The sequence below is a fragment of the Hyphomicrobium facile genome (assembly GCF_900116175.1).
Classification (GTDB): domain Bacteria; phylum Pseudomonadota; class Alphaproteobacteria; order Rhizobiales; family Hyphomicrobiaceae; genus Hyphomicrobium_B; species Hyphomicrobium_B facile.
The window spans coordinates 1,110,926-1,133,600 of sequence record NZ_FPCH01000002.1; the positions used below are offsets into that span (position 1 = coordinate 1,110,926).

14 protein-coding genes are annotated in these 22,675 nt (G+C 58.2%); 6 read left to right on the plus strand and 8 right to left on the minus strand.

The genetic code is table 11. The features are described from left to right. The first annotated feature begins 109 nt into the window (after window positions 1-109). The 3 genes from BM399_RS12130 (at window position 110) to BM399_RS12140 (ending at window position 5,680) form a co-directional block, all read left to right on the plus strand. Window positions 110-1,387: an alpha/beta hydrolase family protein gene (locus BM399_RS12130; protein WP_092867938.1), complete on the plus strand. Its 1,278-nt coding sequence runs from the start codon at window positions 110-112 to the stop codon at window positions 1,385-1,387. Window positions 1,388-2,159: 772 nt separating this feature from the next. After that, the gene (locus BM399_RS12135; protein ID WP_092867939.1) at window positions 2,160-2,843 is read left to right on the plus strand and encodes a hypothetical protein; all 684 of its coding nucleotides are present in this window, start codon (window positions 2,160-2,162) and stop codon (window positions 2,841-2,843) included. A gap of 257 nt (window positions 2,844-3,100) precedes the next feature. Beyond that, window positions 3,101-5,680 carry a TonB-dependent receptor domain-containing protein gene (locus tag BM399_RS12140; protein WP_177228142.1) on the plus strand — a complete coding sequence of 860 codons (2,580 nt, stop codon included), beginning with the start codon at window positions 3,101-3,103 and terminating at the stop codon, window positions 5,678-5,680. A gap of 656 nt (window positions 5,681-6,336) precedes the next feature. Here the strand turns inward: BM399_RS12140 and BM399_RS12145 are convergent. The 8 genes from BM399_RS12145 to tkt all read right to left on the minus strand — a co-directional run bounded on the left by BM399_RS12145 (window position 6,337) and on the right by tkt (window position 17,354). Then, on the minus strand, window positions 6,337-7,146 hold the full coding sequence (locus BM399_RS12145) for a helix-turn-helix transcriptional regulator (RefSeq protein ID WP_092867941.1): 810 nt from the start codon (window positions 7,144-7,146) through the stop codon (window positions 6,337-6,339). Between the two features lie 262 nt (window positions 7,147-7,408). Further along, window positions 7,409-8,176: an ROK family protein gene (locus tag BM399_RS12150; RefSeq protein WP_092867942.1), complete on the minus strand. Its 768-nt coding sequence runs from the start codon at window positions 8,174-8,176 to the stop codon at window positions 7,409-7,411. Next, window positions 8,157-8,912 (minus strand): 6-phosphogluconolactonase, encoded by a 756-nt coding sequence (gene pgl, locus BM399_RS12155; protein ID WP_092867943.1) that lies wholly within the window; start codon window positions 8,910-8,912, stop codon window positions 8,157-8,159. The genes BM399_RS12150 and pgl overlap by 20 nt, the downstream gene beginning before the upstream one ends. Then, a complete protein-coding gene (locus BM399_RS12160) occupies window positions 8,884-9,741 on the minus strand; it encodes a Cof-type HAD-IIB family hydrolase (protein ID WP_092868208.1) in 858 nt (285 codons plus the stop codon). Before BM399_RS12160 ends, pgl begins: the two co-directional genes overlap by 29 nt. Beyond that, entirely contained in the window at window positions 9,738-11,354 is a 1,617-nt protein-coding gene (gene zwf / locus BM399_RS12165; RefSeq protein ID WP_092867944.1) for a glucose-6-phosphate dehydrogenase, read from the minus strand. Before zwf ends, BM399_RS12160 begins: the two co-directional genes overlap by 4 nt. A 15-nt stretch (window positions 11,355-11,369) precedes the next feature. Continuing rightward, window positions 11,370-12,398, minus strand: a complete 1,029-nt coding sequence (gnd, locus tag BM399_RS12170; protein ID WP_092868209.1) for a phosphogluconate dehydrogenase (NAD(+)-dependent, decarboxylating) — start codon at window positions 12,396-12,398, stop codon at window positions 11,370-11,372. Window positions 12,399-12,426: 28 nt separating this feature from the next. Beyond that, window positions 12,427-15,255 (minus strand): bifunctional transaldolase/phosoglucose isomerase, encoded by a 2,829-nt coding sequence (locus tag BM399_RS12175; protein ID WP_092867945.1) that lies wholly within the window; start codon window positions 15,253-15,255, stop codon window positions 12,427-12,429. After that, on the minus strand, window positions 15,252-17,354 hold the full coding sequence (gene tkt, locus BM399_RS12180) for a transketolase (protein ID WP_092867946.1): 2,103 nt from the start codon (window positions 17,352-17,354) through the stop codon (window positions 15,252-15,254). The genes BM399_RS12175 and tkt overlap by 4 nt, the downstream gene beginning before the upstream one ends. 192 nt (window positions 17,355-17,546) lie before the next feature. Here tkt and BM399_RS12185 point away from each other — a divergent pair, with 192 nt between their 5' ends. The 3 genes from BM399_RS12185 (at window position 17,547) to BM399_RS12195 (ending at window position 22,639) form a co-directional block, all read left to right on the plus strand. After that, a complete protein-coding gene (locus BM399_RS12185) occupies window positions 17,547-19,727 on the plus strand; it encodes an amylo-alpha-1,6-glucosidase (RefSeq protein ID WP_092867947.1) in 2,181 nt (726 codons plus the stop codon). Then, complete coding sequence (locus BM399_RS12190) at window positions 19,714-21,564, plus strand: glycoside hydrolase family 15 protein (protein ID WP_092867948.1); 1,851 nt, start codon at window positions 19,714-19,716, stop codon at window positions 21,562-21,564. Before BM399_RS12185 ends, BM399_RS12190 begins: the two co-directional genes overlap by 14 nt. Window positions 21,565-21,736: 172 nt before the next feature. Beyond that, a complete protein-coding gene (locus tag BM399_RS12195; RefSeq protein WP_092867949.1) occupies window positions 21,737-22,639 on the plus strand; it encodes a polysaccharide deacetylase family protein in 903 nt (300 codons plus the stop codon). Window positions 22,640-22,675: the final 36 nt, after the last annotated feature.

Sequence of the window (22,675 nt, forward strand, 5' to 3'; positions counted from 1 at the left end):
CTGTTCACTGTGCGCCAATACTGGTTCTCCTGATACAGCGCGGCGCTCTCGACAATGCGGCAGACTGGTCGTTGTTCTGACGTGTCATCTTTCGAATGTGGAGACGACCATGTTTTCAAAAAAAATAAGATCGACCAAGAACATGATCCTTAAGGGTGTCGTGTGTGTAAGCGTTGCACTGCTCCCGACTCTCGTCGGCGCTCAGGAATTCGAGGACGTGAAGCCGTCGGTGGGGGCGCTCAGTCTTAAAGCGCAGGGCAGTTTCTTCATCGGCGGCAATACTCACAACGTTCCCGCTCCACTTGCAGCGTCACCCGGTGGATCGATGATCAACCAGATGTACGTGCAGTATCAGCTTCCAGCTAAAAATAATAATCTTCCGCCGATCGTGTTCGTGCATGGCTGCTGTCTGAGTTCGAAAACATGGGAAACGACGCCTGACGGTCGGATGGGCTGGTACGAATATTTCACGAGGAAGGGCTTCGCTACCTACATGGCGGATCAGGTCGGGCGCGCTCGGTCGGGATTCGATGCATTGCAGTACCAGAAAGTGCGGTTTGACGCGGCCGCGCCGCCCTTCACCGATGACGGCAATGGCGCGGGCTGCAATGGGGCTGCGGGATGCGTGGCGCCTTCAGGCGGCACGGCCAATCCCAATATCAACATAGCGACCGACATGTTTGCGTGGAACGTATTTCGCTATGGTCCTCCCTGCACCGCGCCTTGTGGTGCATTCACTTCTCCGCCAACCATCCAGCCGTGGCCGGACCAGCAGTTCCCGATGCAGACGGTGCTCCCTGGCGGCAGCCAAACGTTCTTCAAGCAAGTGATACCGGATCTCACCACCAGCCTTGGCACTTTCGGTCCCAACGCCGGCGACATCCGGCCGACACCGCAAAGAATGGCGGTGCTGGCGAAGAAGCTGAACGGAGCGATCCTCGTTGGCCATTCTCAATCGAGCTCATTCCCGACAAAGGCGGCACTTCAGGATCCGACCGGCGTTCGGGGCATCATTCAGCTCGAAACAGGATGTTTCCTGCCGGGTCCGGGCGGTACTTTGACCGATGCCAATATTGCGACGCTTGCTAAGATTCCGATGCTCATCATCGAAGGCGACCATTACGTGACGGGTTCGCCGCCCCAGCCGCAGGCGCGTCCGGTGACGCCCTGCCCGGAGATGATCGCCGCTATCAAGAATGCGGGTGGCGATATCACCTACGTTCATCTGCCGGAAACTCCTGGCATCGGCACCGGCAACAGCCACATGTTCATGCAGGACAAAAACAATCTGAAAATCGCGGACCTGATCATCAAGTGGATCAATACCCACGTGAAGAAAAACGCTCCCGGGAAGAACAACGATCGGGTGATGGCCGACCGCCGTTAAGGTCACAATAGTGATGACAATCGTCGGTTATCCTTAGGCTTGGCTGAGGCGCTCGCGCTCGCCGCTTCTTCTTCGGCGGGCGCGGTCGCGGAGAATTCTAGTGCCTTCCCGACTTCGGGGGGTATGACAACGGATGAGCGCAAAGGGAGTGTGCGTGCTTAATGCGCAAGCACATCCCTGGTTCATTCAGAGAACCACTTGAAACAGTGATTTCCGCAACGACTTCCCTTCAGGATCATGGGGGGCGCAGCGCTTCCTGCGTTTTGGGCTTCGGTTCGAACGACACGTCCTCGCTGGCGTGGACCCCGACTAGGCCGCACCGCCGTCGGTGTTGCGCGGCGCCACCGAATAAACCGGCTTCCCGTCGGCGTCGCGGTAAATAGATCAGTGGGCCGGTCGCTTCCGCGCGTGGCGCGTTTATGGCCGTCGCGGCAATGAGGTTGCGGCGATTTAAATAACTTCGGCTTCCGCCTCGCTCGTGCAGTGCTTGGCGCACAGAGAGCATTGGGGCAATTCATTTACCAGGGCTGCCGGCAGCCGCGCTCGGATTGATCCGCCGTGACAGCTCCTCCGCACTTTCCTTGCACTCGTTGCATCGGTCAATAAGGTGCGACCGCGGGTCGGCAGCGTGAACTTCACCTCGACAGCTTCATGCGAGGACGCAAAGACGAATAGGACGTATTGAAACTAAACTGCACCGGGAGCATTTCGGCCAACATTTGGTTTCATGTAGTTGGCGCAGAGCAGAGACTCGACATTTATCGGGGGGAACATGCAGTCTTCGAACGCACCGTCTATCGTCAACGAAGCCACCGAAATCGCGGGTGAAGCGGCAACGCACGGAACGGGCAATTGGCTGGCAGTTCTGATATCGGGATTGGCGCTGACCGGATCTGCCGTATCTTTGTGGGAGACCACGCTGAGACAGCCGGAAATCAAGCTCTACGTTTCGGAAAACATTCAGTATACGCGCGATCCTTACGGGCCTTTCGAGGTCCTGGCCGTGCCGGTCACCATAACCAACAGCGGAGCACGCGATGGCGCGGTTCTCTCGCTTCATCTTGAAGCGAAGAACCCGGCGACGGGCCAAATAGAAAAATTCAAGAGCAGCTATGTGGCTGACGCCCCGTATTTCGGGAGCCGAGATGACGTTGCGGAGCGCCTGAAGCGTCCGAAAGTTCCGTTTGCCCCGATCTCCGTGTCGGGCCGCAGCGCCTTCACCGGCACGATATTATTTTATCGTTCGGGCTCGAGCGGGAAAAATCTCATCGAACCCGCCTCGAAACTCGACATGACGATTTCGGTCACGCTACCCGCCCAGAGCGGATGGCTGGACAAAGCCCTGGCGACTGATCCACCAGCCGTCACCATCAAAGCCGACGTGCCAACGTTCTTCCCCGGCGCCCTGCTGAGCGGAGACAACGCGCCTCTGCAAGTAACATCAGGCGCGTTCTGAGGATTGATGCGGCCGGTGTCCTGGACAGCGTCATCACGCCTTGTTCGGTCAGTTCAAAGTCCGATTCGTATCCCGGATCGGCCTGAAAGTATCAATTCTACAACACTTTGAATCGGAACGAGTTATACGGATCATCGGGAATGTTGACCTGATATACTCAAGAACTTTTCCTGCTATTGGACAAAAGAGTCGCGATTGCCGGGTCACTGCTGAGGCAATGCCCCGAGTGATACGTGTCCGGGAGCAGGGGGTTGTTGATGTCAACGCGCATGGTCACCATGGCGCCAGCAGTGGCGCTTGCATGCGTCATGTTCGGAGCGTCCGCTGTTCTGGCTCAAGACACCGGCGGGGCGACGACAACCACTAATCCTCCAAGCGGCCAGACGCCTCCCCCACAAGCGCCATCGACCGAAGCACCGGCTTCGCAATCAACACCGCCGGGACAAGCCGCCGCTCCGGGTACGACGTTGCCGGATGTGGAAGTGATTCAGCAACAACCGAAAGCGCAACCCAAGCCAGTCAAGCAGGCCGCCAAACCAAAGAAAGAGCCGGCGACGCCAGCGCCTCCGCCAAGCCCAGCCGCTATCGAAGCGGCTGAGCCATCTCAGATAAAGATGTCGCCTGTTGCGGGAAGCGAAATTCCGCTCGAAAAAGTTCCGAACGGGGTCGCCAGCACGACGGCAGCAGATATTCAACGCACTGGCGCTGTGACCGCGCAGGACGTTTTGCAATCACGCGTGCCTGGCGTGATCGTCAGCGATCTGCAGGGCAATGAGTTTCAAACCGATGTGCAGTATCGAGGATTTTCGTCCTCGCCTGTCAACGGTGTGCCGCAAGGCTTAGCCGTCTATCAAAATGGCGTCCGCATCAACGAAGCGTTCGGCGACATCGTCAATTGGGATTTCCTGCCATCGAACGCCGTTTCCAGCATGACAGTGATGGGCAGCAACCCGGTGTTCGGATTGAACGCCATCGGCGGTGCGATCAGTGTCGACATGCGAGATGGCTTCAATTTCCAGGGCGCGGAATTTGACGTTCGCGGCGGTTCGTTCGGGCGCATCCAAGGTTCGGGAGCTGCCGGCGCGCAAAGCGGCAACTGGGCCATGTTCATTGCGGCCGAGGACATCAATGACAACGGGTGGCGCCAATTTTCGCCCGCCGAAGTTCACCGCATGTATGCCGACCTTGGGTTCAAGAATCGCGAGGCCGAGTTCCACGTTAATTTCACGGGCGCGGATAACTTCGTCGGCGCCGTGACGGCTGCGCCCGTTCAATTGCTCGATGAGGGCTGGAATCGCGTCTATACCAATCCGCAGACGACCCAGAACGACATGAAGATGGTCTCGATCAATGGGTCCGTGAAGGCATCGAATACGCTCACGTTCTCCGGCGTTACGTATTACCGCCATTTCCAGCAAGCCCACCTCGACGCCAATATTTTGGAAGTGGAGGCGTGCGGCGGCTTTCTTTGTCTTGATGGCGACCCGTTGACCTCGGCAAACGGTCCGGTTTCTTCGTCCGTTGGCGGCGGCGCTCCGATAGGATCGCTAGATCGGACATCTCAAAATGCCGACAGTTTCGGCGGTTCGCTGCAGGCCGTCGAGAAAGCCAAGCTTTTCGACCATAACAACCAGTTCCTGATTGGCGGCAGCATCGATCACGGTCACGTCGCCTATGGAGCAAGGAGCGCCCTCGGCACATTCGGACCGGATTTCGTCGTCTCGCCGCTCGGCATCGGCCTGACTGGGCCGGATGATATTTCGCCACGCAGCCTCACGACCACCAACGATTATTACGGCGTCTATTTCACCGATACCTTTGACGTCACTGACCGGCTCAGCCTGACTGTCGGCGGACGCTATAACTTCGCAAGAGTGACGTTGGAAGACAAAACCGGCGACGATCCGTTCTTGAACGGGTCGCATACGTATCAGCGCTTCAATCCGATGGGCGGCCTAACCTATCAGCTGGCCAAAGGGCTGACCTTTTATACCAGCTACGCCGAGGCCAACCGCGCACCGACGCCGGCGGAACTTGCATGTGCGGACCCGGACAATCCCTGCCTCATCGAGAGCTTCCTCACCGGCGATCCTCCGCTGAAACAGGTGGTGTCGCGTACGGGTGAAGTCGGATTCCGCGGCGAAACGTCAAACGCGCTGAAGAGTGACAAGATCGACTGGAGCTTCGGATTCTTCAGAACGCTCAATCAGGACGATATCATTAGCGTTGCCTCCCCGACATCCGGGCGTGGCTTCTTCCAAAATGCCGGCGACACGTTGCGTCAGGGCATTGAAGCTTCGATCAGCTACCAGACGCAGCGTCTGTTCCTCTATGCAAACTACGCTTTCATCGATCCGACATTCCAGTCGTCGCTGGAACTCGCGTCGCCGAACAACCCATCACCGGACGTGGTCCCCTGTTCAGGCGATCCGGCCGAGAACTGCATCAATGTGCGTCCGGGCGACAGGCTCCCGGGCATCCCTCGCCACCGCTTCAAGGCAGGGTTTGATTATTGGCTGACGCCAAAATGGAAATTCGGATCGGATCTCGTCGCGGCAAGCGATCAGGTATTCTTCGGTGACGAGTCAAACCTGAACAAACCTCTCGCAGGATATGGGCAGGTCAACCTTCACACGTCATATGACATCACCAACCACATCCAGATTTATGGGTTGATCAACAATCTCTTCGACCACCACTACGGGACTTTCGGAAATTACTTCAACACGGAAGAAGGCTCCGAAGCCTCTCTCGGTACGATCGATTTCACCGACGCACGGACCATCGTCCCCGCCATGCCATTCGCGGCTTACGGAGGCATGAAGTTCAAGTTTTAGGGTCGCGTCCCCGAAACTCCGATGAAGTGGACGCTCGCTTGAAGAAGACAGTCTCGCTTACGCGATGAGCCAGGTCGAGACCCGCGCGAATTGGTCAGCAGGTGGATCCGTCGTCATCGACTGAACTGCACCGCAACGGGAGCCGTGTAAGTAGGTCGTTCCATTTGACCGCCGAGAAGTGGACCGCGATTTATCCCTAACCGGGTACGCGGACGGCGCAACCATTATCCAGATCTCCCCAAAAATGGGGATGGTCTGTTGACGCCGCATCGGAGACAAAAATGCGGGTGAGCCCGATCAGGGGTGGGGAACGCGATGCGGGCTCAAAGGCCGAGAGGTACGGAAAGGAGATTTTCTCCCATTGTCCCTCTCGGCTCTTCAATTGGTCGATTTCCGATGCAGGTGAGCGGCACCGAATGATAACTGACCTGAGCGTTTACCATCGAGCACTCCTATACGAGATGCGTTGGCAGGGCGGCGTGCTTTTGGTATCGAAAGACGTTGATGCCCATATATTTAGAGAACTTGTTAAGGCTCGCTACGTTTTCAGAGAATCAGCAGGCTCTGGAAAATATCGCTACGAACTTACTCTTCGGGCTCGCAACGAACTGCATGGGATCTGATCGAAACGGCACGTACTACGCGCACTACAAGCATCAGGGAATAAGCCGTAGGCGCACTGCCTGAGCCACAGCATGGATCGGGGTTCGGACGCCTAATTTCGTCTGGGCTTTCTTAATATGGCTGCGCACGGTTTCCTCACCAAGTGCCAAATCTCTTCCGATATCTGCCGCACGCCTGCCGAGCGATAATGCGCGCAGGACGGCCAGTTCCCGCGGGGTGAGGAATGCCCCGTTCCCAAGACGATCGGCAAATGGTGGCGAAAGTTGCTGCAAACGCTTCGTTGCGAATGCCGCGCCCAGATACAAAAGCGATTTTTCGGATGCCTCAAGGTGCGTTAGTTTTGGAGACCAATAAGCGAAAATCCAGCGTCCTCCGATTGGGCATCCGAAGCTATCTCGAATACCGTATTTCAAATTCAACTCCATGGCCCAGCGGTCGATGCCGATAGGTTCAAGTGATTTCATCAGGTCTGAAAATGTAAAGGGAGCCATCGCGAGACGAGCTGCGATATCTGCGGGTGCCGGTGATTGCTTTGATAGCTCTACACGCTCCTCCCACCATTCCTTCGGCACGCTTTTGTGAAGGAATACGGTCTTTCCTACGGAGAAGGATTCAGTCGTTCCGAACTTGAGTGGCAACAATCCGCCGCCGAGGACATGCATCCGCGCAAGGGACCAGGTAATTTCATCGAGGGAATTCAAAACCGCCGCCGGGTCTGGAAGGGCGTCGGCTTGCTCCGTGTAGCGGAGCATTTGGGTTGCAAGCGGCGTCGGCATTGGCTGCACCTTTTGCAAATATTGCCGGAAACGCAATTTCGCTCGATAGCCGGCGCTGACGATCACATCCGATGCTGAGTCTTAGCCGAGGGAAAAAGTTGAACCTTCACCACCGGAGGCGGAATTCATCTCGATTCCCAGCCTGGAACCTCCATGGTCGTCCGTCTTGATTGACCAAAACGGCTTCGGAGCGTCAACTGCATGTCGACGCAATAACCCAACTTCCCTTTATTGCATTATACCAATTTGCCCGAAATTACGGATCCAAGCAGGCTATATTTGCCTTCCATTTTATTAACTTTATTGCGCCTTGCAAGATGAACCGGCATCAGGTTTGTTGGGAAGCCCAATCCCAGATGCGCTCCTGCCAGAGCTGCACCCCGCCGGTAATGCCGGCATCGTTCGACGCGATGTGGACGTTCGGAGGCAAATCGCGGCCTTCGACGTGAACCGAGTTCCCGCCACCGAGATACAGAACATCGAAGTGAATGAGTGAAGAGACGACATCTACCATGTGGCGAACGCGGCTATTCCATTTCTCGCGGCCGTGAGCTTTCCGCGCGGCATCGCCGACATACTCGTTGTACGTTTCGTCCTTGTGTATCGGGTGATGAGCAAGTTCAAGATGTGGCGCGAGCCGTCCGTTGGAGAATATTGCACTCCCAATGCCGGTCCCCAATGTCAGCACGACTTCCAAACCCTTTCCGGTGACGATGCCAAGTCCCTGCACTTCGGCGTCGTTGAGAACCCGTGCGGGCTTGCCGAAGCGCTCCGACAGCGCTTGCGCAAGAGCGTAGTTTGACCAGCCCGGTCCGTCGAAATGCGGCGCCGTCAGCACATGTCCGTCGCGAACGACGCCTGGAAAGCCTGCAGAAATCCTGTCGCTTGGAGGCAGCGGTGCGACCAGCTTCTCGAGTGCCGCCAAAAGAGTTTCAGGTTGACACGGGTGAGGCGTGTCAACGCGAACTCTGGGCACGATCATTCGACCGGCGCTGTCCAGAACCGATGCCTTGAGTCCGGTTCCCCCGATATCGATTGCAAGCGTGAGGGGACCGCTCGCCTCGGCGCGGCTCCGATCAATTTTGGGTGCGTTCATGCAAATCGCGTGCTCCGGCGGCGCTCTCGTCTGCTACGACCCGCAGTTCTCCGAGAGGCTTGAATCGCACCGCGGGTAGCGTTTCATCGTGGCGGCGAAACCGGTCGAGCACCTTATTTTTTCCCTCGCCCGCGACGAGGAACGCGGTGTTTGAACTGTTTTCGAGCGCAGGATAGGTCAGCGTGATGCGTGTCTCCGCCTTAACGCCCAAGACAGCGACGACCCATCGCTCCCGCTCCTGTAGTGCATCTGTTCCGGGAAAGAGCGACGCCAAGTGCCCGTCCTCTCCCAAACCGAGGAGCGTTGCATTAAACAGCCGTCGCATCGTCTCGCCGCGGGTCGCCTCATAGAAGGACTTCAGTTCCTGTTCGTATCGCCGCGCGGCTTCTTCCGGAGTGAGACCTTCGGTCGGGATCGGATGAATGTTTGCTGCCGGGATCGGCACGCGTGAGAGCAAGGCGTTATTCGCCATGCGATAATTACTCAGCGGATCGTCGCGAGGTACGAAGCGCTCATCGCCCCAGAAAACGTGTGTTCGCGACCATGGAAACCGGTCACGGTAGGGCGCAGCGGCGAGGCGCTCATAAAGCCTTCTCGGTGTATTCCCACCGGACAAGCAGATGGCAACCGTGCCCGAAGTTCCGGACGCTATGTCGAGCAGCCAGTCGGCAACCTGCTTCGAGAGTGCGTCGGCATCCGCGAGAATCTCATATTTTATCTTCGGAAGCTCGGTCACGAACCTGCATTCCTGTTTGAGCCAAGACGTATCGGCTTACAGCTTTAGCGAACCCGTCGTTTTCGTTGCTGTCGGTGACGGCATCCGCCTTGATCTTGACGTCATCGCTCGCCTGGCCCATCGCGATCGAATAGCCACTTTCGTTGAACATCGGGATGTCGTTCGGCATGTCGCCAATCGTTGCGATCTCTGCCGCTGGAATCCCGAGAAGCCTCGATAACGTTTTGACCACGCTTCCCTTGTTGGCTTCAGAAGGCGTGATGTCGAGATAATAGGGTTGAGAATGCGCAACGCTGGCGTTTCGGCCCAAGTCATCCGCCAGAGCGCGTTCGCTGTCCGTGATGAGCTTCGAATTGTCGGATACACCAACTATTTTGGCGGCGTGCGAAAGATGATCGGCGGTAAAAGAGCTGACGACTTTCGGCCCGAATTTCACAGTGTTCGTCTCGCGTTCGACGTGCGGAGCGCGGCTGTTACGAATGAGCCATTCGTCCTCGGTGTAAACCCAGACGTCTGCTCCACGGTCAATGAGAAATTGAAGCGTATGCTCGGCCACCTTGGGCGGGAGAAAATGGGCCTCAATCACCGACAGATCCGGCTTCACTAATATGCCGCCGTTGAACGCGGCTATTGGCGTGCGAAGCGCGAGAGGTGTGACGAGCATGGCCATTCCGCGGGGCGGACGGCCACTCGTTATCGCGAAGGTGATGCCCGCATCATCGAGATCGCGAACGGCACGCTTGGCCGCTTCCGTCAAAACCTTCTCGGACGTCACGAGGGTGCCGTCAACATCGGCAAGCAGAAGACGTATGGCGCGCTTCCCGCTCATGTGTTGCATTTCGCTGGTTGATCGATCGCACGCCAAGCGCGATTGCCGTCGCGCGCCAACAACTCGTCGGCAGCAACGGGGCCATTGCTGCCTGATGGATAAGTGGGAATATCTGCTGGCTTCTTGCTCCACTCATCGAGCACAGGCTGGACGATGCGCCAGCTATCCTCGATCATGTCCGCGCGCATGAAGAGCGTCTGATCGCCGATCATCACGTCATAGAGCAGCGTCTCGTAGCCGACGTTCGGCTCCTTCGAAAACCAATCATTGTAACAGAAATCCATCTTGACCGCCGCGAGATCGACGACAGGCCCGCGACGCTTGACTTCAAATTGCAGAGAAATGCTTTCCTCCGGCGCGATGCTCAACACCAACCAATTTGGGCGCAGAGCCTCGACAGGCGTATTCAGAAAAGCCGTATAAGGCGCCGGTTTGAAGCAAATGGCGATCTCCGTCATGCGCGCGACCAGATGCTTTCCCGTGCGAATGAAGAATGGAACGCCCGCCCACCGCCAATTGTCGATTTCGACCTTTAGGGCGGCATACGTTTCGACATTCGACTGCGGCGCAACGTTCGACTCCTGACGATATCCTTGCACCTGCCTGCCGAGGACTTTGCCGGCTGTGTATTGGCCGCGCACCGGAACTTTGGGATCGATCGCGGGTATGGCGGCGAGAACGTCGGCCTTCATATTGCGAATAGCGGCCGCGTCGAAGCCAACCGGCGGCTCCATTGCGACCATCGACAAGAGCGAGAATGCGTGGTTCGGAATCATATCGCGAAGCGCGCCAGTCGCTTCATAAAAGGCGCCACGTTTCTCCACGCCCAACGTCTCGGCCGCCGTGATCTGCACGTGATCGATGCGGTCGCGGTTCCAGATGGGCTCGAAGATCCCATTGCCGAAGCGGAAGGCCATGATGCTTTGAACGGTATCTTTTCCGAGGAAATGATCGATCCGGTAGATCTGGTCCTCCTGCAGAGTTCTGCGGATGCGCGTGTTGAGACGGCGCGCCGAGTCGAGGCTATGGCCGAAGGGCTTTTCGATGACGACCCGGCGCCAAGGGCTTCGCTTGCCGTCACGATCCTCGGACTGCTCCGCGACGAGTCCCGCCTTGCCGAGCTGATCCACCGTCGGACCGAATAGTTGGTCCGCCACGGCGAGGTAGAAGATCGCGTTCCCGTGGGTATGGTGGGTTTTTTCGACCTTATCGAGTTCGCGACGAAGGCCGGCGTACATCTCGGGATCGTTCAGATCTCCCTGCAAGTAGGAGATTGACTGAGAGAGGCGCTTCCATGCCGCCTTGTCGATACGATCGATTTCAAACTCTCCGGCGGGATCGCCGACAAAATGTTTGAGCATGTCGTAGAGTTCGTTGCGCCAGCTTTCCGCGGTAATGTCCTTTCGGGCCACGCCTATCAAGGCGAATTGCGCCGGGAGCAGTCCGGTCCGAGCCAAATTATACAGCGCGGGAACGATCAACCGCTTCGTCAGGTCACCCGAGGCGCCGAAAATCACCATCGCGCACGGATCAGCCGGTTTCGGCTTACGATACGGCGGGCACTTGATGAGTGCGGACGTTTGAGAAGGCCGGACGAGCGTGTCGACTGTCATTTTCAACTCTGCCTTCTACTCTGCTGCGTTCTGTGCCGTCGCGCGGTCTGATGTCTGGGCGCCAGGCTCGCCACCTTCGATGTGTCCGCCAAATCCGAGACGCATGGCCGACAGCATTTTTTCGGCAAAGGTGTGCTCCTGCCGCGACCGGAAACGCGTGTAGAGCGCGCTCGAAAGAACTTCGGCGGGCACCGCCTGTTCGATTGCCGCCTCTATGGTCCAGCGGCCTTCGCCGGAGTCCTCGACGAATCCCGAAAAGCTTTTGAGTTGCGGATCCTTCGCCAATGCGGCTGCGCTGAGGTCCAAAAGCCAGGAGGATATGACGCTGCCACGACGCCAAACTTCCGCGATGTCCGGAATGTTGAGCGTGAACCGTTCCTCTTCGGGTAACTCGGCCGATTCCTTGGTGCGGAGGATATCGAAGCCTTCGGCGTAGGCCTGCATCAGCCCATATTCGATGCCATTGTGGATCATCTTGACGAAATGCCCGGCGCCCGCGGGCCCAGCGTGGATGTAGCCGCGCTCGGCGCGTTGATCGTATTTGGCTCGGCCAGGCGTCTTCGCGATGCTGCCCAATCCAGGAGCGAGCGCCGCAAAAATTGGATCGAGATGCCCGACGGCTTCCTTCGGACCGCCGATCATCAGGCAATAGCCACGATCCAAGCCCCAGACGCCGCCGGACGTCCCGCAATCCACATAATGGATGCCGCGCTCGGCCAATCGCTTCGCGCGCCTGATATCGTCCTTATAAAATGAATTGCCGCCATCGATGATGATATCGCCGGACGCGAGAATCCGCGCGAAATGCTCGACCGTCTCTTCCGTGATCCGCCCGGCAGGCAACATGATCCAGACAGCGCGCGGCTTGCCGGTCAGCGCGGCGGCGACGCCCTCCAGCGACGCTGCTTCCTTGGCGCCTTCGCGTGCAAGCGTGTCTCGCGCTTTGGAGTCGACATCGAATACGACGCAGCGGTGGCCGGCCTTCATCAGCCTGCGTGCGATATTGCCGCCCATGCGGCCGAGGCCAATAACGCCGATCTCCATGACCACAAACTCCATTTGAATTACCGGGTCAGGCTAGCGCCTCAGCGACCGCTCGCTCCAACTCGGCCAGACCAGCATCGACATCTTTCAGATGAATTCGCAAGGCGCGCCGACCGCGCTCGACGAGAACGTCCAGATCGCCTTGCGCCTGTGCGGCCTTCACGACGCCGAAACTCAAACGGTGACCCGGTATCTCGATATCTTCGGGGTCATCGCTCGTGATCTGCATGAAGACGCCGGTATTTGGTCCACCCTTGTAGGCTTGGCCTGTCGAATGCTGAAAGCGCGGACCAAAGCCGAGGCAGGTTGCAGCATGAGTTTTGTCGCGAATGCTTTCACGCATCGCACTCATCGCTTCCGTGTGCGCCTTGTTACGCTCGATATAGGCAAGAAGGGCCACGTAGTCGTTCGGTTCAATGCGATCGAAATAGCTCTTCAATATGCCTTGAAGGGTATTGTGGCGGCCGAGCGCCGAAGCATTGTTTGGATCCGCATAGACGGCGATTCCGTTCTCGCGAAAAAGAGGATGCTCGACCGGCAGTTCCCGCGTTTTCTCGTACGCGCTGGTCAACGCAGCCGTCTTGACCTTGCTTGCCTCGACGTCCGGCTGATCGAATGGATTTATTCCGATAACCGCGCCGGCCACCGCGGTCGCGATCTCCCAGCGGAAGAATTCCTGCCCGAGATGCCAGATGTCTTTCACCGTGATCCGCGCAACGGGATGGCTGGCCTTTTCCAACGCCGATATCGCTTCGCGCTGATACGTATCGGCCATTCCCTCGAGCTCGACGTAAACGAAAAACCGATCGGCGCTGTACTTGTCCGGCGTGCCCAGCGGCTCGTCCGTGAGCGGAATAAGTCCTCGTCCGTCTTTGCCGGTGCTCTCGGCGAGGAGCTGTTCGAGCCATGCGCCAAGATCATCAATCTTGGGCGACGCGACAATCGTCACCTTGTTGCAGCCGAATGATGCGGCGGCAACGCCGAGTGCAATGCCAAGTTCGACGCCGGGATTCTCGGAAGGCGGGACATCAGGACCGCACGATCGCTCCATGACCGATGCCGTCTCAAGCAGGCGCTTGATGTCTATGCCCATGAGAGCGGCAGGAACGAGCCCAAAATTCGATAGTACCGAATAGCGGCCGCCGATGCCCGGCAAGCCATAAAAGATGTGACGGAATCCCGATCGCTTCGCGCGCTTCTCCAGCGAGGAGCCCGGATCCGTCACGGCGACGAAATGGTCTCCGGCGCGATCTCTGCCAACCGCCGCGCTGACGCGCGCGAAGAAATAATCGAGGAGAATATTGGGCTCGACTGTGCTTCCCGACTTCGACGAAACGATAAAGATCGTCTTGTCCAACTGCACCGCCTCTTCAATCGTGTGGATTTGCGCCGGATCCGTGCTGTCCAAAACATGAAGAAGCGGCCATCCCGATTGGTGGCCGAACGTCTCGGCGATCACCTCGGGTCCGAGACTGGAACCACCCATTCCTAGAAGAACAGCATCGCCGAAGCCGTCTCGTCTCACATTGTTTGCGAAGGCCTCCAGTGCGCCGACGTCTCGCAGCTCGCGATCGACGATCTGCAGCCAGCCGACCCATTTTTCTTCGCCTTTATTGGTCCAAAGCGCGGCATCTCCGGACCAAAGAGACCTTACAAGTCCCTTCTTCCGCCAATCGTTGCATTCCCGGTCAATGGCAGCCTGCATCTCGGGGAAGCCCGCCGAGATTTTTTGGCCGATGCGATCGCCATCGATCAAAGCTAGGCGCCTTCGCGCGATGGCTCCGCAAAGCTTGTCGAAGGCGTCGGCAAACTGCTGCACTCCATCGACAACGAGCTGATCCGTAATGTCCTTGAGTGAAATCCCTTGTTTGCCGAGCGTCTCAAAAACCGAACGGGCATGGGCGAGACGATCCTCGATGGCGTCCGCCTTCGCCTCACCATGATCGCGGAATGCATCCATCGTCGCGGGCGGCATCGTGTCGACCGTATCGCGTCCGATCAAAGCCTCGACGTAGAGAGTATCTTTGTAGGCGGGATTTTTTGTGCTCGTCGAAGCCCACAACAAACGCTGGGTTTTTGCTCCGGCGCCTGCGAGCCGGTGCCATCGCTCGCTAGCGAAAATCGACTTGTATCGTTCGAACGCGAGCTTCGCATTGGCGATCGCCACTTTGCCGCGCAATGCATCCGCGATGTTTTTGTCCGGGAGCGCGTCCAATTTCTTGTCCGCGGCGGTGTCGATGCGGCTCACGAAAAAGCTTGCAACACTCGCGATGCGCGATACGTCACCGCCGGCCTTCAAAAAGTCTTCGAGGCCCGCGATATATGCGTCGGCCACCTTCTCGTAGACGGTGATCGAGAAAAGCAACGTGATGTTGATATTGAGACCAGCGCCGACCAGCTTGCGAATGGCAGGGATTCCAGCCGGTGTGCCAGGGACCTTCACCATCAGATTCGCGCGATCGACCGCGGCCCAAAGCCTCTTCGCTTCAGCAATTGTCGCCTCGGTATCGTTAGCGATATAGGGCGAGCATTCGAGGCTTACATAGCCGTCGCGCCCGCCGGTCTGATCGTAGACGGGGCGCAAAATATCCGCCGCATCTCGAATGTCGGCCAGTGCCAAATGCTCGTAAATCTCCATAACGTGATGGTCGCCGCGCGACTGGAATTGCTTCAGCGCATCGGCGTACTCATCGCTCTCGGCAATGGCCTTTTCGAAGATCGATGGATTCGACGTCACGCCTTTCAGGCCGTCGCGTTCGACGAGCGAGCGGAGTTTTCCGCTCGTAATGAGGTCACGCTTCAAATCATCCAGCCAAATCGACTGGCCGAAGCTTTCGAGTTGTTTCAGCCGGTTCACTTCGCGCTCCCTTCAATCAGGGCCAGCTGTTGTTCGGCTGCGGCGACAACGTTTTCTGCGGTGAAACCAAACTTTCGCATCGCATCTTTCACCGGAGCCGACGCTCCGAACGTATGCATGCCGATCCGCGCACCATCAGCGCCTACATACCGGTCCCAGCCGATCACCGAGCCTGCTTCGAGAGACACGCGTGCCTTGACGCTTTTCGGCAAGACGCTCTCGCGATACGCAGCGTCCTGCTCTTCGAACAGCTCCCACGACGGCATGCTCACGAGCCGTGCTGCAACGCCCTTCCGCTTCAACTCTTCGAACGCTTCTGCGCAAATCGATACCTCGCTTCCGGTACCAATCAGGATCACGGCAGGGGTACCCTGCTTGGCATCCGCCATCACATAGGCGCCGCGCGCAACACCAGTCGCGGGAGCATACTTCTTGCGATCGAAGGTCGGCAGAGGTTGGCGGCTAAGAGCGATGCACGCGGGGTGTTTCTTCAGTTGCATCGTCACGCGCCAAGCCTCGACCGTTTCATTCGCGTCGGCGGGTCGCAATGTGACGAGCCCTGGAGTGCCACGCAATGCCAGGAGCTGTTCGATGGGCTGATGCGTCGGGCCATCTTCGCCGAGCCCGATCGAGTCGTGCGTGAAGACGAATATCGCCGGGATCTCCATCAACGCGCTCAGGCGAATGGATGCTTTCATGTAGTCTGAGAAGTTGAGGAAGGTGGCCCCGTACGCTCGCACGCCGCTGAGCACGAGCCCGTTGACGATGGCGCCCATCGCATGTTCGCGAATACCAAAATGCAAATTGCGGGCGCCGTAGTTGTTTGCCTCGACGTCGCCGCCCCCCTCGATGTGTGTTTTCGTCGAGGGAGCAAGATCGGCAGCGCCGCCGATAAAGAGAGGATCATGCGAGGCGATCGCGTTCAGGGCCTTGCCTCCGGAGGCGCGCGTCGCAATGCCTTTGGCGTCCGCAGGAAAGCTCGGCAGAGCCGCATCCCATCCTTGCGGCAAGCCCTTGGATTCGAGCAGGTCGAATTCCGCCGAGAGACCGGAATACTTGGATCTGAAGTCTTTGAGAAATTTGTTCCAAGCCTGCCAAGCTTGTTTGCCGCGCGCCCCGATGCCTTCTCGGAAATGTTTCGTGACGCCATCCGGGACAAGAAACGTCGCATCCTCTGGCCAACCGTAATTGCGTTTTGCCAGACGAACTTCTTCCTCGCCCAGCGGCTCGCCATGCGCTGCGCTAGTGTCGTGCTTGTGCGGAGCGCCATAGCCGATGTGACTGTCGACGATAATCAACGACGGAACATCTGGCGTATTGCGGAATTTCGTCAGCGCCTCGGCAAGTCTTTCGGTGTCGTTGACATCGCCGACGCGGTCGACGTTCCAACCATAGCTGAGAAACCGGGCGCCGACGTTTTCACTAAAAGCGAGATCCGTATGGCCTTCGATGGTCACGCGATTGTTGTCGTAGATCCAGCAGAGATTGCCGAGCATCAGATGACCGGCAAGCGAGGCTGCTTCGCTCGCCACGCCTTCCATCATATCGCCATCGCTGCAGACGGTGAAAACGTCGTAGTCGAATAAGGTGAGGCCGGGCTTGTTGAACTTCTTTGCCAGCCATTTCCCAGCGAGGGACATGCCCACGCTCATGCCGCAGCCCTGCCCGAGCGGGCCCGTCGTCGCCTCCACTCCGGTCGTGCGGCCATACTCGGGATGTCCCGGGCATTTGCTGTCGAGCTGGCGGAACGCCTTTATATCTTCGAGCGTGACGGCTAAGCCGTTTGGTCTACCTCCTTTAGCGTCCCGCTCTTTGACTCCGGCAAGATGCAGAATGGAGTAGAGAAGCATCGAGGCATGGCCGTTCGATAAAACGAAACGATCGCGATTGGGCCAACCCGGATTGTCGGGATCGAAGCGCAGAAAGCGTTGCCAAAGAGTATAAACGAGGGGCGCCAGCGCCATGGGCGTGCCGGGATGGCCGGAGTTCGCCTTTTGCACGGCGTCCATGGATAACGTGCGGATCGTATTGATGCACACATCATCGATATTCAGTTCAAATGGCGAAACTTGCGGTTTTGTTGCGGTGCCGCGGCTCATCGGGGAGATCCAGAAGACTATTCGTCGAATGGCGGCAGTTGGAGCGGGCTGAAAAAACACCTTACGGAGAGGGCCGGCACGACAGCCGCCACAATGATCGACGTCGAGGGGGAAACGGATCGGCGCTCAACTCGTTCCGCAACAGATGTGGCGACTTTCCAAAAGCCACAACCTCTCTCGCTGGCTTCGTCGATGTCGTTCAAAGTACAGGTCGGTCCGGCCCAAATTGCCATTCATCAGGGGCAGACGGTTTTCGTCACGCGTCCCGATGGCCAAGTGAAATCTCCCGGTAACCACGGGCTCTATTTTCGCGACACCCGGCTCATCAGCACGTGGGCGATTTATGTAAACGGCGAGAAGTGGGATCTGCTGAACGGCGTCGCCGTGGCGGCGCACGCGGCACGCATCCACGCGACGAACCCCAGTTTCATGACCGAAGACGGACCCATCGCGGCCCGAACCTTGGGTTTACTCATCGGCCGTCATATCGAAGGAGGAATGCACGAAGACATCTACGTTTCCAACAATGGGCTCGGGCCCGTCCGTTTCAATTTGGAAATCGCCATTCGCGCGGATTTCGCCGACATATTCGAAGTGAAAGCCAACGCTGTCGTCCGTCGCGGCTCTATAGCGACGTCGTGGTCGCCGCAGAGACAGATGGTTCACAACAGTTACCGGAATAGAGATTTCCATCGCGAAATTATCGTGCGAGCGGACGCCGGCGACGGCGAACATGCCGTCTACGCCAATGGCCGGCTGACTTTCGAGATCGCCCTAAAGCCGGGCGATGTGTGGCATCGCTGTCTGTACTACGAATTCATAGACGGGAAAGAACGCGTTCTGGCCCCGCGCGGGTGCATCGACGCAAGCAGCGAGGCGCGGCACTCCCAGAAAATTTCGGAATGGCAAACCACGGTTCTCAAAATCGTGACCAGCAACGAGGAATTCTACCGCAACTTCAATCAAGGCGTACTCGATATGGCCGCCCTGCGGTTGCCGCTCAAGGGAACGAGCGGAATGGTATTTGTTCCCGCGGCGGGCCTGCCTTGGTTCTTGGCTCTGTTCGGCCGCGATACGTTGATCGCTTCGTTGCAGACCATGATCGTCTATCCCGAATTCGCAGAAGGGACGCTCGACGTCTTGGCGCAATACCAAGCGCATGAACGCGATGATTACCGCGACGCGGAGCCGGGAAAAATTCTGCACGAGCTTCGCTACGGAGAGCTCGCCCATTTCCGCCAAATTCCGCATACGCCGTATTATGGAACGGCCGACGCCACATCATTATATCTCGTCGCATTGCACGCCGCCTGGCGGGCGACCGGCGACACGGATCTTATCGAGCGGCTTCTGCCGACCGCAGAAGCCTGCCTCGACTGGATCGATAAATACGGCGATCGCGACGGCGATGGATTTCAGGAGTACCAGACGCGCTCGACCGCCGGTTACGAAAACATGAGCTGGAAGGACGCCGGAAATTCGATCGTCTATCCCGACGGGACGCTCGTCGACGGACCAAAAGCACTGTGCGAATTGCAGGGCTACGTTTACGACGCGTGGCTTCGGATGGCCGAGATCTACGAAGCATTCGATAATGGCCGGCGGGCTGGCGTCTTGCGCCGGAAAGCGCAGCGCCTGTTTGAAAAGTTCAACGAAGATTTCTGGGATGAGGAGTTGGGCTTCTATGCCCTGGCGCTCGACGGCGCGAAGAAAAAGGTCCTGACGGTCGCTTCCAACGTGGGGCACTGTCTCTGGTCCGGCATCATCGCGCCGGAGCGAGCAGAGCAGGTCGTGAAGCGTTTGATGCGTAAGGATATGCGTTCGGGTTGGGGCATCCGCACGCTATCGGCGGATCACCCATCGTTCAATCCATACGATTACCAGACAGGCGCCGTCTGGCCGCACGACAATTCCCTCATCGCGCTCGGCATGAAGCGGTATGGCTTTCCGCGCGAAGCCGCCCTCGTCGCCCGGGAACTGAGCGGCGCGGCGAGCCATTTCCTTCTGAACCAACTTCCGGAGCTCTACGGTGGATTGCAGCGCGAGGAGGATGGCTTCCCGGTTCAATATCTCGGCGCCAATGTCCCGCAGGCCTGGGCGGCAGGCACGCCGTTTCTGCTGCTTCAAGCACTTTTGGGACTGCAGCAGGATGCTCCTCGCGGCAAAATCTACGTCGATCCCGTATTGCCCGATTGGTTGCCCGATATCACGCTGATGGACCTCCGGCTTGGCCGAGCGCGGTTCGATATCCACTTCTGGCGAGATGGAAGAGAAACCCAGTTCGAGGTTCTCGAGGGCGACGCCGCAGCCGTTGAAAAGGCCGCGCTCGCCACACTCGCGTCCGTTGGAGGCGTGGAACATGTCCCAACCTGATGACCTGTGGATAGAAGATTACGCGCTGATCAGCGATTGCGAATCTGCTGCTCTGGTCGGACGCAACGGTTCGATCGATTGGCTTTGCTGGCCGCGTTTCGACTCCAGCGCGTGCTTTGCCGCTCTTTTGGGAAATCCGGAGCACGGACGATGGCTCATCGCGCCGAAAGCGCCGGCCAAACGGATCTCACGCCGGTACATCGACAGCTCTCTGGTTCTCGTCACGACATTCGAAACGGCGAGCGGGACTGCGGAACTCATCGATTTCATGCCGCCGCACGACGAGAGCGCTGATCTGGTCCGCATCGTCCGCGGTGTCGAAGGCCATGTCCCGCTGCATATGGAGCTCATCGTTCGCTTCGAATACGGCGCGTTTGTCCCGTGGGTCGAACGTTTCGACGAGAGTCTCCGCGCGATCGCCGGCCCCGACATGGTCATTTTGCGCACGCCAGTAGATTTGCGTGGTGAGGATCTGACGACGGTCGCAGACTTTCACGTTTCAGCCGGTGAAAATGTGCCATTCGTTTTGAGCTACGGGCCCTCACAGCGAAAGCCGCCCGAGGGCGTGGACCCGGAAGTCGCGCTCAAAAGCACGGAAGCATATTGGCGCGGCTGGTCAGGCCACTGCGTTTCGGCGGGACGTTGGACGCCCCTCGTCAAACGCTCGCTATCCGTATTGAAGGGCCTGACCTACGCTCCAACCGGCGGCATCGTCGCTGCCGCCACGACGTCACTGCCGGAGCAAGAGGGCGGCGTCCGGAACTGGGACTATCGATACTGCTGGTTGCGCGACGCGACGTTGACTCTGCTCGCTCTCGGAAGCGCCGGCTACTACGAAGAAGCGCGCGACTGGCGGGATTGGCTCGTTCGTGCCATCGCAGGCAGCCCGGATCAACTGCAGATCATGTACGGGATCAATGGCAAGCGCCGTCTGCAGGAATGGGAGGTCGAATGGCTGCCTGGCTTCCGGGGAGCACGCCCGGTCCGGGTCGGGAACGCCGCCGCCACTCAACTCCAGCTCGACGTTTACGGCGAGATCGCCGACGCCATCTTCCAAGCGCGCGCGCACGGATTACCCCCTGCGGATCGTTGGCACGCAATCTCTCTCGCACTTCTAGATCACCTCGAAACGGCGTGGCGACAGCCCGACGAAGGGATTTGGGAAGTGCGCGGGCCGCCACAGCATTTCGTACATTCGAAAGTCCTGGCATGGGTCGCGTTCGATCGTATGGTGAGGTCGGCCGAGGAGCACGGCGAAGAGGGACCGCTGGACCGATGGCGCGCGTTGCGCGATGAAATTCACAACGACGTCTGTTGCAACGGCTTCGACACCGAGCTGAACAGTTTCGTGCAGGCCTATGGCTCGAAGTTTCTCGATGCGAGCCTGTTGTTACTTTCAATCGTCGGCTTCTTGCCCCCGTCCGACCCGCGAATACAGGGCACTGTCAAAGCGATCGAGCGCCGTCTTCTGCGAAATGGATTGATCTACCGCTACGCGACGACCGAGACTGAAGATGGTTTGCCGCCCGGCGAAGGAGCGTTCCTTGCGTGCAGTTTCTGGTTCGTAGACAACCTTGTCCTGCAGGGTCGCATCGACGAGGGCGAAGCAATGTTCGAACGTCTCGTCGCGCTCTGCAATGATGTCGGACTTCTCGCCGAGGAATATGATCCCGTCTCGAAGCATCAGATGGGCAATTTTCCGCAAGCCTTCAGCCACGTCTCCCTCATCAATTCCGCCTACAATCTCACGCTCTACAAGGGCATGTCCGAAGAATGTGCGGATTGGAACTCACGACGAGCGACAATGCGGCGTGGCTGCACATCGACCGGGCGTTGAAAGTTTCACTCACAATACACTTGGAACTTTCTCAATTGCGATGGGGCCGCATCGAGTTAGGATAGACGCTCACATCGCGGGGACGTTCGGGTCACAGACCTTGGCACGAGTTCACGACACCTGGGGGATTTAGTTTGATAGACAGCGGCAAATTGACGGGCGACCCATCACCATGATCGAGAACCCGGTTCCCTGGCCGAATGGTGCTCGATGCGCGGTCGCCCTGACGTTCGATATCGATTCCGAAAGCCCGCTGCACCTCGAACATCGCAATCGCGTTCCCGATCTCGTCGCCACGACGTCCTGGATGCGTTACGATGAAATTGCCGTGCCTCGTATCCTGCGCCTTTATCGCGATCTCGGATTGAAGCAGACCTTCTTCTATCCGGCGTGGTGCATGAAGACCTATCCGCATCTCGTCGAGCAGATCCTCGCGGACGGTCACGAAATCGGCCATCACGGCTATATCCACGAGAACTACAATCAGCTGCCGCGCGACGAGCAGGAGGCGTTCTTCGTGCGCGCGCTAGAGACCATGGTCAGCATTACGGGGCAGAAGCCTCGCGGGTTTCGCGCACCCATTTATAATTTCTCACGCTACACGGCGGAGATGCTCGTCCGGCACGGCTTCGAATATGACGCCTCGCTGATGACCGATGACGTGCCTCATCTCGTCGACGCTGCCGGCGGCTCGTTCGTGGAGATTCCGTCTCATTGGACGCTCGACGATTGGCCTCAATACGTCCACGCGACGGACTTCGGCTATCAGATGACGATACGGTCGCCGGACGAAGCTTGTGCGGTCTACATGGCCGATTTCGAAGCGGCGTATCGCTACGGCGGACTTTGGGTTGGCGTATGGCATCCGTGGGTCAGCGGTCGTCCTGCGCGTCTCGATGGCATTGCGCGGATGGTGGAGACGATGCAGGCGCGCGGCAACGTCTGGTTTGCACGGCTGGACGAGATTGCGGCCCATGTCAGAAAAGTGACTGAAGAGGGCAGCTATCAGCCCCGCCGTATTCGGCTTCCCTACTACGAGGAAGGTTTGCCGGAGAGCGAGTTTCCACGCCTGTAGAGACGTGTTTTGCGTGAAGCGGCGCGAAGCCTTAGG